Origin of the sequence: Cloacibacillus sp. (assembly GCF_020860125.1) — a bacterium.
Taxonomy (GTDB): Bacteria; Synergistota; Synergistia; order Synergistales; family Synergistaceae; genus Cloacibacillus.
In genome coordinates this window covers 49087-64157 of record NZ_JAJBUX010000059.1, presented here as the reverse complement: position 1 = coordinate 64157, position 15071 = coordinate 49087, and the positions used below count along the sequence as shown (strand labels likewise).

Sequence of the window (15071 nt, the reverse complement as noted above, 5' to 3'; positions counted from 1 at the left end):
CGTCTATATCCATCGGGCAGAAACCAACCAAATGAAATTGACGCGATAAAAAGTATTTGAGCTAAGCAAAATCTCTTTGTGTCATTTTTATATATATTTATTATAGACTCTCTAATATTAGATAACATAACTCTGTCTGCTTTCATACCATGTAAAAATTCCTAAACCTATTAGCTTCCTTCATCTGCTTTTCAAAACAATAGAGGTCACTCAATCAAAGTTATCTTAACACCAACCTGTGAGAAAAGCTTTAATATCTCATCAGAATTTTCGTCACATTCCAGATAGCTCCTGGAGACAACGGACTCAATATCGGCTTCGGGCAACATCGCACGCGCAGTCAGCAAGACCGTACTAAGTCCACCGACAACCTTTTTCAACGATTTGCGAAAATATAAATAGTATAACTCTATAGGGACACAATCCAATAGATCTAAAGTTTCATAACCATCCGGAGTGAAATTAAAACAACTATCGTCAGCTGGGTGACGTTTAATCGCCGTCTTAAAATTTTCATCACAACAGCGCATTACAATCGAGGTTATTATATTTCTATATTCGTCGCTTGTGCAGCTGGAATTAAAATCGGTGGCAATAATCGCCTCTATTTTACTCTCTTCACAAGTGTGGGTCTCTTTCATCAGAGCCATTTCATCAATCTGCCCAAAAAGAGGCTCCATATCAATACGCACATGCTCTTTATTATTATATATTCCTGGCAGCAACTGTGGAAACAAGGCCCACATCGTACAATTTTCGCGCAAAGTTCCAGGAATCGCGTGATTTATATGCCAACCTCCGTATACAAGCCTGTCTGCCCACCGTTCAATGGGGTTTTTGAGCTTCTTTATAGTCTCAACATAAGTATATATACCATCATCAAGAAAATTAAAGGTTACAGACGAGTTCAATTCCTGCGCTAAGTGCACGGCATATGTTGTGTAGACATTCCATTCCTGGTTATAAAAGATCCTGTCAACAGGCCCCTGACGTTTTATTTCTCTCTCTAATAATTTTATATTGCGTTTTTTTTGGAAAAAATTTCTTATATTAGAGTCCTCTATATTCTCTTCCTCGAAAGCAAAGTATCGTGCATTATTTTCAGGAAAAATATTTGAGAGTATACCGTAAATTTTTTTTAAGGCATGGGGAATTCTGACAAACAGCATCAAATTATCATCTTTAGGATACGACGCGGCGATTGCCATTGAGAGAAGCACATCATAACTGGTATATAGAACATAAATATTTAACATATTCATCACCACACATTTCGTATTCTTCGTTGCGTCAACATATAAGATTCAAATATAAAGTGTATTATATCAACTTATAGATTAGCGGGCTATCGGTAAAAAGATAATATATCTGCCACTATCATAGAATATAAAGTAGATATATATGTCATCACATAAAAGTACATTTTATCCTTATCTATTAAACTACATCCCTACCTCCCCGCCAAACTCGACAGATCGAATATCGGCAGCAGCACGGCGACCACTACGAAGCCTACGAGCACGCCCATCACCAGGATGATCAGCGGTTCGGCGAGGGTAGCCCATTTCTGCATTGCGGACTGGGCGTATTCCCAGCAGCTGGCGCCCAGGCGCACGGCGGCGTCGGGGAGGTTGCTGCCGCTTTCGCCGACGCGGATTATCGTCACGATTTCCTCTGGGAATGAGCCCTCTTTCTCAAGCGCCTGGGAGAAACGGTAGCCCTGGCGGATGTGTTCGGAAACGGTGGAGAGGCGTCCCTTGACCGGGTCGAGAGGCTCCGTCAGTTTGAGGGCCTGCACCAACGGCATTCCGGCGCGCAGCAGCGTTCCGCTCTGGCTGAAGATCAGCGCGAAGGCCAGATTATCACGGATATCTTTGAACATCGGCAGGTTGATTTTTTTGTTGCTGCGGCGCATCCAGAACACGACAAGCACCACGGCGGCGATAAAGGGGAGGAACCCTACGCGGACGGCGTTGGATACGAATATCAGCATCTTGGTTATGAAGGGCAGCTCCGCGCCGGACTCCACGACAAGCGCGGTGAGGCGCGGCACGACAAAGCTGAGAAGGAATACGACGACGCCAAGGCCAACGATAAGCATCAGCACCGGATAGGTCAGCGAGGACTGTATCTTTCGGCGCAGCGATATTTCGTTCTGGATGAGTTCACCGGCCTTTTCGAGAATGTCGGCGAGGGAGGCTGATCTTTCTCCCGACTCCACCATCCCGACGAGGCTTGGGCGGAAGACGCCGAGCGCGGTCATCGAACCGGCTAGCGAACGCCCTCCCTCCACCGATTCGCGCAGCTGCGTGTATATCGGCTTGAGGTTTTTATCACGCGTCTGCTTTTGCAGCAGGCGCAGCACCTCGGTCATCGAGAGGCCGCTGCGCATAAAGGAAGATAGCGTGGTGCAGAAGAGGTACTGCTCCTCAAGCGTCAGGTTTTTCCTGCGCGACCGTCCCGCGAAGGACCAGGTACGCGGCTTTTCCTCTTTCACGCTGATGATCACATATTTTGCCTCGCCAAGTTCGCGAAGCAGATCGTTCTCGCTCGCCGCCTCTTTGCGGAGCTGCTTTTTCTCCCCCGCCAGAGTGTAGACTTCGGCCTTATAGAGCGGCATTGATTATACCTCGCCGACGACGCGCAGCATCTCTTCGGGCGTCGTCTCTCCCTCGCGGACTGCCTGCAGGCCAAGCTCCAACAGGGTCGCGAAGCCGCCGTAGCGCGCGAGACTCTTGAGTTCGTGCAGCGCCGCGCCGCGGGCGATGGCGTCCTGTATCTCCGGCGTAACATCGAACTGCTCATAGAGGCCGAAGCGTCCGCGATAACCGCTGCCGTTGCAGTGTTCGCAGCCCACGCCGCGCCAGGCCTTTTCGATGCCGTTTTTTAACACGACGCCGGAGGTCGGGATCTCTTTTTTACAGTGTGGGCAGACCCGGCGCACAAGCCGCTGGGCGACGACGCCGAGCAGCGAACCTGAGATGAGGTATGGTTCAACTCCCATGTCGGTAAGGCGGGTCACGGCGCTGATGGAATCGTTGGTGTGGAGCGTCGAAAAGACAAGGTGTCCCGTGAGCGAGGCCTGTATGCCGATGTGCGCGGTGTCAAAGTCGCGCATCTCTCCGATCATGATGATATCGGGGTCCTGACGCAGTATGGAGCGCAGGGTATTCGCAAAGGTGAGTCCCGCCTTTTCGTTCACCTGCACCTGCCCCACGCCCGGAAGATCATATTCTATCGGGTCTTCGACGGTGATGATGTTCACCTGCGGCCGCGCGAGCGCCTGCAGGATGGCGTAGAGGCTCGTGCTCTTGCCGGAGCCGGTGGGGCCGGTGAAGAGGATCATACCGTTGGGGCGGCGGATGAGGTTCTCTATACGCTCCCGTTCGTAGGCCTTCATGCCGAGGTCCTCAAGCGTCAGCAGGCCGCGCGCCTTATCAAGGAGCCTGAGCACCAGGCGCTCTCCATGCTGTGTCGGCAATGAGCTGACGCGTATATCGACAAGGCGGTCCCCAAGGCTGATGCCGATGCGGCCGTCCTGCGGCACGAAACGTTCGGCGATATCCATGTTGGCCATGACTTTAATACGGCTCGTCACAGGCGACTGATGTCCTTTTGAGAGGGCATATCGGTCGGAGAGGACGCCGTCGACGCGGTAGCGCACGGCGACGCGATCTTCGTAGGGTTCGATGTGGATATCCGTCGCGCGTTCGCGCAGGGACTCCATGAGGATGCCGTTGACGAGCTTGACGACCGGCGCGTCCACGCTGTCGCTCATGACCTCCTGGCGCGCGAGTTCGGAGAGGTCGTCAACCTCTTCGATGGCGTTCAGCGTATCCTGTTCGACGCCGCTTTTGATATCGTAGAGTCCGCGGATGAGGTTCTGTATCTCCGCGGGCGGGAATAGTCTGGTATCGGCGCTGGCGTCCATTGAGGCCGCAAGCAGCTGTGCCTCCACTACGCATGAGAGGTCGGCCGCTGCGAAGATAACGACCTTTTCGTCGCGCGCGATGGGGATGAAACACTTGTCACGCAGAGCGTCAAGGCTCACCCCAGGAGGGATGAGCTCAAGCACGCTTTCCGGCGTTATGTTTAAATCTTTTAATGAACGTTCCGTCATATTCTTCTTATTTGCCGCCGTCCGGGGCCTTTTGCTGCGGCTTCACGTCGTCGGAGCCAACCACTCCGGAGAACTGTCCGTGCGGATCGAGCATCTCCCTCGTGACTCCCTGCTGTTTGATCGACTTGCGGTAGTCCTCGTTGTTGCGCTGCATCAGGATGCGTTCAGCCTCGCTGAGCTTCTGTCCGTCAGTGATGATCTCGTTGGTGATCTTCGAGGCGTGCTGCGGCGTCTCAAGTATATAGGGCGTGAGGAAGATCATCAGGTCGACCTTTTCGCGCTGCTTCTCCTGCGATTTGAAGAGACTGCCGATCAGCGGGATGTATGAGAAGAGCGGCACACGGTTCTTCAGCTCCTTCTCCGCCTCTTTTATGAGGCCTCTTATGACGACCGTTTCGCCGTTCGCGACGAGCACGCTGGTTTTGACCTCACGCTTGGAGGTTATCGGCGTGACGGAGTTCGTCGTCGTCATCAGGTCCTCGATGCGTTGTTCGATCTCCAGCGCGACGAGGTTGCCGCTTCTGATGTGCGGCGTCACCGTGAGGATGAGGCCGACGTCCTTGTATTCGTATGAGTTCGTCACCGAGTCGGTGTTGGTCGCGTTTGTAAGGCTGCCCTTGAGCTGAGGTATGACCTGCCCAACCTGGAGGGAGCTCTCAAGGTTATCGGTACACATGAGGCGCGGCATCGAGAGGACGTTGATCGCGTCAAATTTGTTGAGCAGCTTTATGTAGGCATAGGCAAGTCCGGCGCCGGCCGTCTCCGTGGTCGAATATCCTCCGTTAGGAGTGTCGTGCCAGACCTCCTTTGTGATCAGGCTCTGGTAGAGCTGCTGAACGTCGGAGGGAACGGCGGTGTTGCCAAGCTGCACGTTACCCGCTACTACCGTACTGCCGAAGAGGTCGCCGCCCCAGGCCGCCCAGTCGATACCGGCGCTGTTGAGCTTGTTTAGGCTGACCTCGGCGATGAGGCCGCGCAGCAGTACCTGTTTCGGCTGCGTGTCAAGCTGTTCGAGGATCGTCTTAAGCGAGTTGTACTGCTCCTGCGAGGCGGTGAATACAAGGCTGTTGGTCGGCAGGTCCGGGACGACCGTCGAGGGCATCGCCCCTTTGGGGTCCGGCGAGAGCTTAGCGGCGACAGCGAGTATCTGGGAAAGCTGCTCGGCGACCGTCTTCGCGTCGGCGTTTTTCAGGTGATAGACGTGGAAGTTTTCGGTGCGCGAGGGGATGTCGATATCCTTGATGATGCGCTCCGCCTCGCGGATGTTCTGGCTGCTGCCAACGAGGATTATCCTCTTGGTGCGCTCGTCGGAGACCGATACCATCCCCGCCAGCTTTGAGGATGCGTCCTTCGCGATCGCGTTGAGCTGCGCCTCCAGCAGCTTCGCGTTCGCGTATTGAAGCGCGCAGACCTTGATTGTGCGGATGCTGTCGGGGGCGTCGATCGCGCGGATGACCCCGGCGGCGCGGGAGAGCAGGGCGGCCTTGCCTACCAGCAAAACAGCGCTGCCGTTGCCGATCGGGGAGACCTGTATCTGCGGGATCGCCGTCTTGAGCGGCGAGACGACGTAACCGGCCTTCACATAGCTCAGAGGCACCAGCTGCACCATTATTGTGTCGCTCGGGTCAACGCTTTGGTCCCCCTTGATGACGGTGTTGCTCGCGGTCCCGCCGGTGGAGAGAGGCACAACTTTGGAGTAGCCCTCCATGTCCTGCAGGGAGAGGTTGTTCATTTCGAGCACTGACAGCATCACCTGCCGCGCCTCTTTGAGGGTGACGGCCTTCGGCGAGACCACCGAGACCTTGCCGGAAACCCCCGGATTCACAAGTATATTCTCCCCAAGAAGCTCCGACATAAAGCGTATGAACTTCGCCATGTCAAGATCTTTGAAGTTCAGCTGTACGCGACCCGCGGCGCGCATCTCCTGCGCCGCCTGGATCAGGTTCAGCTCCTCCTGGTCCGGCTCCGCCGCCGACAGGGTGCAGGCCGAGAGAGATACGGCAGCCGCTGCGAATAATGTATAAAGCAATCTTTTCTTACCGTGCATCATTTACCACTCCTAATTTCTTGCTGCGTTCTGACCTGTGATAAAGACGGGAGTTCCGTCTACTGTTGTTTATCGCCGCTGCTTCCGCTCTTTATATCCGTCGACGCCGCCACTGCCGCATCTTCCTCTGCATCCTCTTTCGAGGGGATGTACAGTATTATCTTTTTATTTTTCTTATCGGCGACGGTGATCTCGCGCCACTTCACCTTTAGGGCTTCGCCGCTGTCGTCGGAGCCTGCCTTGTCGAAGTCGAGCCGCCCGAATTTCTCACCAAACATCTCCGTTTCCTTGTCCTTCGTCTCCCATTTGAAGTCCCCGCTCGTCCCGGCGTCGGAGAGCTCCTTCGTCGAGATCCCCGCCTCTACCGCCTGCGCGGCATTCAAGAGGCTCTCTTTCTCCTTTACGGCGGAGAGGGTATTTTGCGCCATTATCGTAAGCTTTATCGCCGCCGTCGTCGTCAGCGCGAGAACCATGACGGCGACCATCACCTCTATAAGGGTAAAACCTCTCCTTCCCCGCACAGGACAGATCCTTATTTCACCTGGTACTTAAGCTCAAGGGGCTTTCCCTTGCGTTGTACGGTGACATCGAAGCGCGTCCCAGCCATCAGCGAGTTCACGGCGTTCGCGGCATCCGCCATATTAGAAATGGTGACGCCGTTGACCGCCTGTATGACATCCCCCTGCGCGACGCCGACACGGGCGAATACGCTGTCTGGCGCGATACGCTCAAGCTGCATGCCGGAGCCGTCCTCGGCCGGCACCATCCTAAGCTTGCCAAGTTCGTCATATGGGTTCATCAGCAGCGCGTCGACAAGCTCGCGCGGCACGGCCCCCTCTTTTCCCTCCGCTGCCGGTTCAACGCCGGAAAAATCAAGCTTCGGCGAGGCTGCCGGCGGGGCTTTCGGCGAAGCAGGCGAAGGCGTCTGCGCTCTGGGTGCAGTTCCTCCCGAGAGGAAGAGATAGAGCGTATGTTCACCTTTACCGTCGGCAAGTACCACCTCTCCGTATTTTATCTTTTCCAGCGTATAGCCGTTTATAGTCTGCCCCTTCAGGAAAAGCCGCGTTCCCTCGGGATCGCTTATCCAGGCGCCGATGTTCGGCAGTGTTCCCTGAAGCGAGAGGGAGTCAAGCGCCACCGTGCGCGTCGCCGCTTTATCCTCTTTTACCGGCAAATCAGCTTTGAAGGGGTTCGCGGCAGTGAAGTCTCCCAGCCCGCCTCCGCTCTTCGCGTTCGCGAAGGAGGGCGCGCGTCCGCTGACCCTTGAGGCGGCGGCGATGTCGGCGTCAAGGCGCAGAGAGAGCAGCGCGCCCTTTACCATCCAGCATAGGCACAGCCCCGCGAATAGACCGCAGACAAACAGCGCCGGCGTCAGCATACGCGAGCCGTCTCTCTTCACGGCCTTTTCTCCGCCGGTAAATGAGGAGCGGAGACCACCGTAAAATTTTACTATCTGTTCGTAAGAGCCATCGTATTTAAGACGGTCTGTTATCTTGTTTTTTATGGAGGCGATAAAGTTCATCTCTCGATCCTCCATTCCCCGCTTTTGACCTTTGTCAGCGGAACCATTCCCATCTTGCCGGCCATTTCAAGGGCCCGGTCAAGCTCCGCGGGCACCTTGAGCAGCATCTTCGCGCGCGTCAGCTTCCCCGTCTCGCGCGAAAGCTCGGCAAAGCCCGTAACGGAAGTTTTGCCGGTAAAGGCGATATTCTCTACCATCAAAGACTGCGGCGTGAGCGAGATATCCGCCGTACCGCCGTTCCACTCAAGAGCCTGCCGTGTCACGGGCACCACGCTGCCGCGCCCCATCTCAAGCCGGCAGCTCTTCGTCTGCGAGAAAAGCGAGGAGGTTACCGATGGCGTGAGGGTGACCTCTGCCGCGCTGAACCTGAATACCGGAAAATCGGCGTTCACGCCGTTGTATATAAAGCTCTTTGAAAAGAGTCCCGATATGCCGGAGGAAGCGACCGTGAGAAAAATCCCATTTTCCGCCGCTGTGCTCATGGCCATTGAGGCAGAGGTCCCCGCGAGGGTGGACCAAGGGAAGAAGATCAGCAGTCCGCAGAATAATCCAATTATGGCCGCCGCGGCGGCGTGTAAGGTCTTTTTCATTGATCTTCACCAACTATCGTCAGCGTTACGTTGATCAGCTGTCCGTCTTTCTGTCCCGTCAGCGAACGAAGCTCCGCTGTCTTCACCGAAAGGCCGTTTCGCTGGATATCCTCAACAAGCTTGCCCAGCTCCTCGTGATAGAGTCTATTGATCTGCAGCACAAGTCCCGACGGCGAGGACGACAGCTGGTTGACCTTGCTCTGGAGTCCCAGTTTGTCAATTATCTCCGATACCGCCGAAAGCGGCTCTTTACCGGATACGGCGCCCTGCTGCGGGTAAGCTTTTACAGTTATCGCAGCGTTGAGGATCTTCTCCGCGTCGCTGAGCCGGTCTTCGTTTTCACTCATGGCGGAGAGCGCGGCGGAAAAGACAAGCAGCGCGGCGAGCCAGATCATCACCGTAATCAGCGCCGCCCTTTGCAGACGTTTCGCCCCGGGCATCGCACGCAGCTCTTCAAGAGAGAACATCTTCAGCGCCCTCCTTCGGCAAGATTCAGCGTAAAACGCATGCCTCCGCCCGGTATCTGCTGAACATCGCCGAGCTTGACGGCGAAGCCGTTCTTAGCAAGCGCGTCGCGCAGCAGCTGAATATCATCGGTCTTAGGCGCCTGTCCCTCGATCTCCGTGCGCTCGCGTCCGTAACGTATCGCGTCGACCTTGATATCCGTCCCCGCCGGCAGCGTCTTCCAGGCCGCGGCGAAGTTAGCGAGCGTACCTTCCAGCTCTTCAAGAGAGAACATCTTCAGCGCCCTCCTTCGGCAAGATTCAGCGTAAAACGCATGCCTCCGCCCGGTATCTGCTGAACATCGCCGAGCTTGACGGCGAAGCCGTTCTTAGCAAGCGCGTCGCGCAGCAGCTGAATATCATCGGTCTTAGGCGCCTGTCCCTCGATCTCCGTGCGCTCGCGTCCGTAACGTATCGCGTCGACCTTGATATCCGTCCCCGCCGGCAGCGTCTTCCAGGCCGCGGCGAAGTTAGCGAGCGTACCTTCCAGTGTGAGCTGGACACCGCCGCCCGTCAGAAGGCGCTGCCTCTTGGTTATATCTGCGAGGGGACTGCGGCTCACCTCTCCGACTGCGAGCCTGTATACCTCGGAGGGAGCGGCGGCAAAGGACTCCGCCGTGTATTTGTTTTGTACAAGTATGAAAAGCGAAAGAATCAAAAACATCAGCCCCGCCGCCGAGGCGATCTTTATCGCCCGAAAAGCGGCATTGAAAAAGGCCTCATACTGTTCGGCCATCGAGGCTCCGCGGTTGGATAGGTCAAGGCGCGCAAGGCCGGGCGCGGCGGCAAAGGTCGCCGCGGCGGCACGCCGCAGCTCCTCGCGCGAGACATCTTCCGCGAAAAATATGCGGACGTTCTCCGCCGGTATCTCCCCTCCAGTTGAGGATACATAGCTGCGCATCCACTGCGCGAGTTCTTCCGCGCCGCCGGAGGCGTATCTGTAAAGCTGCGGCGTATAGTCCTTAAACCATACGGCGCAGGAGGCCTCACCCTCCTGCCAAACAATAAGGCCGTCGCCGCCTATTTCGGCGGCAAAGGCCGCCGGCGCTGGAAGAAAGATACTTTTTTTGCCCAGCCGCTCCTCATATTCCGATATCTCTTCCCTGGAGACGAACCAGGCCGCGCCGCGCGTGAGGTTCGCGCGCTGCTCGGTGACCTGCGGCACCAGTGAGAGCCGGGACTCCTGTTCGCCGAGGATCGGCCTAAAGGTAAGGGCTATCGCGCTCCTTAAATTGACCTTGCGTCCAAAGGGAAAGGAGAATGGAAATACCGCAGCCGTACGAAAAGGGATAAAGTAGGCTTCGGTCTCGCCAGCCAACAAAAGTTCCCCCCTCTCACAGGAGAGGTGGTAAAACTTTACCTTATTTGGAGCCTTCGCCGGCTTAGCCGCAAAGGAAATTTTTTCCATTATCTTATGACCCTTTATCAGCACTGATCCTTCCTCTCCGGCCGACGCCGCGGCTTCGTCATTATAAACGCGGGGAAAGCTACTCTTCCCAGCTGAATATTTTGCATTTTTTACCGCTGCGTTCCACTATCACCCGATAATTCCTTGTATTGCCGACCTTGTCTTTTACATTTATTTCAAGCAGAAAATGCGTGCTTTCAAAACCGATGACATTCGCCAGTTTCGTCGCCAACGCCGCGGGAAATCCCGGAAGGCGCTTCAGATCTTCCATACTCGTGAGCGGCGAGACGAGACGCTGCGCCGCGATATCCTGCGCGTGTGCGAGAGAGAGGCCGTCGTCCAGCTTCTCAATCACCTCGGGCGCGACGACGTTTATATTTATCTTCTGCCCTCCGGGAACGGTAAGATACCTCGCCAGACCGCCCGGATGCTCCTTGTCGCCCCACAGCACCTTGTCGTTGATCTCCGGCATCGCCTTAAACTCGTTAAGATCCGAGACAAGCCGATTTATATTGCCGTCGCGCTCCGCTCCGCCAAGCTTCTGGTTTTTGTCCTTATCAATAAAGTCAAGTACCGGCGCCGCAAGCTCCGCGTGCTCTAATTCCTCCCAGATCGCGTTCCACGCGGTCTCATATTCCGAACGGAGGGTAACTCCGTCGGGAAGCAGGAGCCCATTCACTGATATTTTATCATTTAACGGCGTGATTTGAACGGAAATATCATAATCACCGATCTCTATTTTCGTTCGCTGCCCAGGCGCGTATAGCGGCTCGGTGAAACCGTCGTATTTATTGTCGTCTGCGGCGATCTTCCGTCCGATGACCCCCACCGCGATCTCGGCGGCGTTGCGGCATTTGAGTATATTCTCGCGTGTCGACACCCGCAGCGCCTCGGTACGCGCAAACCAGGCGAAAGCCGTCGCCGATGTGAGAAGCAGCGTAGTGGAGAGCAAGACGGAGACGAGGATAAAGCCGTTACTTCTCCGCCGCATTGGGAAACCTCTCCGTGTGTGAATAACTGCCCTCTTTAGTGATGATCTCGGTCTTCAGAAGATTCGGGAGCTTTCCGTCATATTCCTGGGCCCATTTGTTCCCCTGCCAGACATAAAACTTCACGCCGATCGCGTCGGCAAGGACAAGCTTCGCCCCTTTAGGATCAAGCTCGTCGGTGTTGACATCCATCGGCGTATCCGGCTCCGAGGGGGAGCGTCCGGAGATGTCTCCCGATACGGTGGCCTCCGAGGGGACATTGGCCAGCACCCAGCGGTAGAGTCCGGGTTTTGCGTTGTTAAGGATGCCTTTCGTCACGATCTTATAGACCACGACGCCGACATTTTTGCCCTCGTACTTGGGGGCGGCGCTCCACATCACGAGGCGGTCGTCGGCCTCGGTCGAAAAACCGCTCTTATGGATGATCTTAAAGGTTGAAAAGGAGGGATTGGGAATGACGCGGCGGATATCGGAATATATTTTATCCACCGCGGCGGCGGTGTTGTGAGAGCTCCCCCACCGCCGTTGCGCATCTTCCAGCGAACGGATCGTAAAGACAAGCGGGGCGAGGGCGGCGGCGGCGATAATGCCGACCAGCCCCACTACAAGCATTATTTCGATGAGGGTAAATCCAGGACTGACGCCGCGCCTCATTCTATTTTGAGAGCGGCCCCACGTCGCCCGAGACAACTCGGTATTCCGAGGGGTGCAGATACCGCACCAGCTCTGAGAGAAGCGCCTGGTTTCCCGTGCGCTGCGCTAAGTTTATCAGCTCAAGCAGCTGCTTTGCCTGCGGTCTGGTCTTGAAGCTCCGATATAGCTGCTCGATACCGGCGGCAAGATCCTCCGGCTTCTTCGTGACGTTTGCCACGGCAAGCAGATGATAGGCCAGCTGTTCGTTCGCCTCGTCCCTGCCCATCAGGCTATGGCGCGCCTCGTCTATGCGGTAGCGCTGCAGTGAAGCGCTGTTCGTCAGCGAAGCCGCGCGCAGATACTTATCGGCGCGGCAGCCCGAATAGAGAAAGAGCATCCCCATCACGGCGACCGCCGCCATAAAAAATCCTAGCAGCCGGTAGATGAAACCATGGCTGATCTCACTGAATTTCGCCGAAAGCGGCAGCAGCTGCCGGTTGGCTACCGCAAAGGCCAGTGACAGCCAAATGACATTCTCTATCCGGTGGAACGGACGGCTGAATATAGCGTCGAACCAGATCAGATAGACAAAGGCACAGCCCCACATCGCTGCATAGGAGAGATCCTTTTTCCGCGTCAGCGCGCGGATAAAACTCCATATCCACCAGAGAGCCGCCCCCAGCAGAATCAGAGTCCCGAAGAGGCCGAACTCCGCCATCCACTGCAGATATTCGTTGTGGGCCCAGTAGGTGAACTGCCACTTCATCTCCGGGTAGTCTTTGAAGGCATCGCGCTGCCCATCGAGGTAATGCCACTTATAATGTCCGAGTCCTACGCCAGCGATAGGATGTTCTTTGACCACATTCCAGCTCGTGAGCCATATCTCGCGGCGCGCGCCGAAATTGGCGGTGTTCAAAAGCATGTCGGAGGTTTTGTTTATCAGCGCGTAGGCGCGGCTCCAGCCGAAGTAGCCCATACAGATGTTGACGACAAGCATCACAGCGACCAGCAGCGAGGCAAAGCCGACATTTTTCAGCAGCTTCCGCGGCTTGCAATTCCAGATTATGACCGAGAGGATTATTGTCCCCGTCATCAGGGAGAGCATCCCCGCGCGCGTCGTCGAATTCCAGAGCCCCCACGAATTAAAGGCCAGCATGACAAGGTTGGCGTACTTCATATTCCGGTATTTTTTCGGCTCGGCCTCGGAGAACTGCGAATACACCATATGGAGGAAGATGCCGTTCATCGCGGCCATCGCCATCCAGAGGCCGAACATCTCCTGCTGTCCCGTATTGCCGATATAGTTCCCCGGCACGTTCATGATGAACCAGAAGGGACCGTTCATATCTCTGATCAGCAGTTCGGCGAAGACGATGTTTACCGCCGCGTTGAGATTCGCGCACCAGAGCAGACAGCGCAGCGCCTTTTCTCCGGTGAAGAGGTTATAACAGAAAATATAGGCGGCAAGCAGCGTCGCAAAGAAGAACCATTCCTTCATATAGGTGGAAAGGGCAAAGATATCGGCCCACAGCGGCTGCAGCGAGACAAAGGCCAGCAGCGAAAACCATACGCCGCCGAAGATATCAAGGCGGAAGCCGGTACGCTCCGCGCCGTAGAGGGCGAGGATAGAACCGCCAATCAGCGATATCAGAGCGACAGGCACCATCGCCCAGGCCCATTTCATTATGTGAAGCGTATCGAACCAGTTAATACCCGAGAATATCAGGTTCGGCAGAGCGAGTGAGACGAAAATCAGCGGATAAAATATCCACCGCGGCACCAGCGGTACTGGGCCGCCGTCAAGCAGTCCCCACGAGGATTTACTCTCTGTAGTTCTCTTCTTATTCGATGTTTTCACCAGGAATCACCTTTTTTCGCCGCGCCGCACATTGGCGGACGCGACTTAATATCCGCTGCTGTAACCGTTTTCAAACCGCGCGAATTCGCGGAAGAAGACAAGATCGACCTTTCCGGTTGGCCCGTTTCGGTTCTTTGCGATAATAACCTCCGCAGTCGCGTCGTTCGTATCGTTCTCCTGCGCGTAATAGGCTTCGCGGTAGAGAAAGATGACCATGTCGGCGTCCTGCTCTATCGCGCCGCTTTCGCGAAGGTCGGAGAGCTGAGGCTTCTTCTTGTCGCGCTTTTCAACGTCGCGTGAAAGCTGCGAGAGCGCGAGCACAGGCACCTTGAATTCACGCGCGATGCTCTTCAGCGTGCGCGATATCTCAGAGACCTCCTGGGTACGGTTCTCTATCCGCCGCGCCGCGTGCATCAGCTGGAGATAGTCGACGACTATGAGGCCGCGCCCCTCGCCGTATTTCGCGAAAAAACGGCGGCAGCGCCCGCGCAGCTCCATCGTGTTCAGCGGCGAACTGTCGTCAATAAAGACGGGGCTCTTCTCGATCGCCGCCGCGGCGTCTTTCAGCCGTTTCCACTGTTCGTTCTGCTGGCGTTTTGTCTCAAAGAGAGCCCTAAGATTGACCTTCGCCTCCGAGGATAGCATTCGCTGCACTATCTGCTCCGCCGACATTTCCAGGCTGAAGACGAGAACGGGAATGTTCTCCTGCATCGCCGCGTACTGAGCGATGTTTATCGCGAAGGCCGTCTTTCCCATCGAGGGACGCGCCGCCAGTATATAAAGCCCGCCCGGCTGCAGGCCGGCGGACATGCTATCAAAATCTTTGAATCCGGAGGGAACGCCCGTGACGGCCAGCCCTCCGGCGAGACGCTTTTCGATATCGGCCATCGCCGAGACCAGCACTTCGCGCGTGGAGCGTATGTTGGTGGTCTTTCCCGTGCGCGCAATCTCGAATACCCGCTGCTCCGCGGTCTCCAGCGCGTCGTCCACCTCGACGTCCTCGCTGAAACCGAGACGCGAAATATCGCTGCCGACGACGATGAGCGCACGGTGTATCGACTTGTCGCGCACGATGCCGATATGATATTCGATATTGGCGGTCGTCGTAACAGATTCCATCAGAGAGGCGATAAAGGATATTCCGCCGAGGCGCTCTTCAAGGCTCTGCTTTTTTATCTCATCACGAAAGGTGAGAGAGTCTACGGCGACGTTGCGCGAGGCCATCGACTCCATCACCTCGAAGGCCTTGCGGTGGCGCGGGTCGTAAAAATCCTCGGAGGAGAGGCCTTCCATAACGGCGGTCAGAGCCTCCGAGTCAAGAAGGCATGAGCCAAGGACAGACCTCTCAGCCTCAAGGTTGAACGGCGGTATCCTGTCTATGGCGCTGTTGTTCTCCAAAAC

The 15071-nt window shown here is 55.8% G+C and carries 14 protein-coding genes; all 14 read right to left on the bottom strand.

What is annotated here, in order from left to right; translation table 11 throughout:
* Window positions 1-206: 206 nt before the first annotated feature.
* Entirely contained in the window at window positions 207-1262 is a 1056-nt protein-coding gene (locus tag LIO98_RS07695; RefSeq protein WP_291955062.1) for a polysialyltransferase family glycosyltransferase, read from the bottom strand.
* 188 nt (window positions 1263-1450) lie between these two features.
* The gene (locus LIO98_RS07690) at window positions 1451-2620 is read right to left on the bottom strand and encodes a type II secretion system F family protein (protein ID WP_291955059.1); all 1170 of its coding nucleotides are present in this window, start codon (window positions 2618-2620) and stop codon (window positions 1451-1453) included.
* A 3-nt stretch (window positions 2621-2623) separates the two neighbouring features.
* Complete coding sequence (locus tag LIO98_RS07685) at window positions 2624-4120, bottom strand: GspE/PulE family protein (RefSeq protein ID WP_291955055.1); 1497 nt, start codon at window positions 4118-4120, stop codon at window positions 2624-2626.
* Between the two features lie 7 nt (window positions 4121-4127).
* The gene (gene gspD, locus LIO98_RS07680; protein WP_291955052.1) at window positions 4128-6167 is read right to left on the bottom strand and encodes a type II secretion system secretin GspD; all 2040 of its coding nucleotides are present in this window, start codon (window positions 6165-6167) and stop codon (window positions 4128-4130) included.
* A gap of 59 nt (window positions 6168-6226) precedes the next feature.
* Window positions 6227-6688: a prepilin-type N-terminal cleavage/methylation domain-containing protein gene (locus tag LIO98_RS07675; RefSeq protein ID WP_291955050.1), complete on the bottom strand. Its 462-nt coding sequence runs from the start codon at window positions 6686-6688 to the stop codon at window positions 6227-6229.
* Window positions 6689-6699: 11 nt separating this feature from the next.
* On the bottom strand, window positions 6700-7689 hold the full coding sequence (gene gspC / locus LIO98_RS07670) for a type II secretion system protein GspC (protein ID WP_291955047.1): 990 nt from the start codon (window positions 7687-7689) through the stop codon (window positions 6700-6702).
* The gene (gspN, locus tag LIO98_RS07665; RefSeq protein ID WP_291955044.1) at window positions 7686-8279 is read right to left on the bottom strand and encodes a type II secretion system protein GspN; all 594 of its coding nucleotides are present in this window, start codon (window positions 8277-8279) and stop codon (window positions 7686-7688) included. Before gspN ends, gspC begins: the two co-directional genes overlap by 4 nt.
* A complete protein-coding gene (gene gspM, locus LIO98_RS07660) occupies window positions 8276-8746 on the bottom strand; it encodes a type II secretion system protein GspM (RefSeq protein ID WP_291955041.1) in 471 nt (156 codons plus the stop codon). Before gspM ends, gspN begins: the two co-directional genes overlap by 4 nt.
* A gap of 2 nt (window positions 8747-8748) precedes the next feature.
* Window positions 8749-9018: a hypothetical protein gene (locus LIO98_RS07655; RefSeq protein ID WP_291955037.1), complete on the bottom strand. Its 270-nt coding sequence runs from the start codon at window positions 9016-9018 to the stop codon at window positions 8749-8751.
* 2 nt (window positions 9019-9020) lie between these two features.
* Window positions 9021-10214, bottom strand: coding sequence for a type II secretion system protein GspL (gene gspL, locus LIO98_RS07650; RefSeq protein WP_291955035.1), 1194 nt, complete (start codon window positions 10212-10214; stop codon window positions 9021-9023).
* 55 nt (window positions 10215-10269) lie between these two features.
* The gene (locus tag LIO98_RS07645) at window positions 10270-11181 is read right to left on the bottom strand and encodes a type II secretion system protein GspK (RefSeq protein WP_291955032.1); all 912 of its coding nucleotides are present in this window, start codon (window positions 11179-11181) and stop codon (window positions 10270-10272) included.
* Window positions 11165-11833 carry a type II secretion system protein gene (locus LIO98_RS07640; protein ID WP_291955030.1) on the bottom strand — a complete coding sequence of 223 codons (669 nt, stop codon included), beginning with the start codon at window positions 11831-11833 and terminating at the stop codon, window positions 11165-11167. The genes LIO98_RS07645 and LIO98_RS07640 overlap by 17 nt, the downstream gene beginning before the upstream one ends.
* Before the next feature lies 1 nt (window position 11834).
* Window positions 11835-13670, bottom strand: a complete 1836-nt coding sequence (locus LIO98_RS07635) for an O-antigen ligase family protein (protein WP_291955028.1) — start codon at window positions 13668-13670, stop codon at window positions 11835-11837.
* A gap of 45 nt (window positions 13671-13715) precedes the next feature.
* Window positions 13716-15068, bottom strand: coding sequence for a replicative DNA helicase (gene dnaB, locus LIO98_RS07630; RefSeq protein WP_291955025.1), 1353 nt, complete (start codon window positions 15066-15068; stop codon window positions 13716-13718).
* Window positions 15069-15071: the final 3 nt, after the last annotated feature.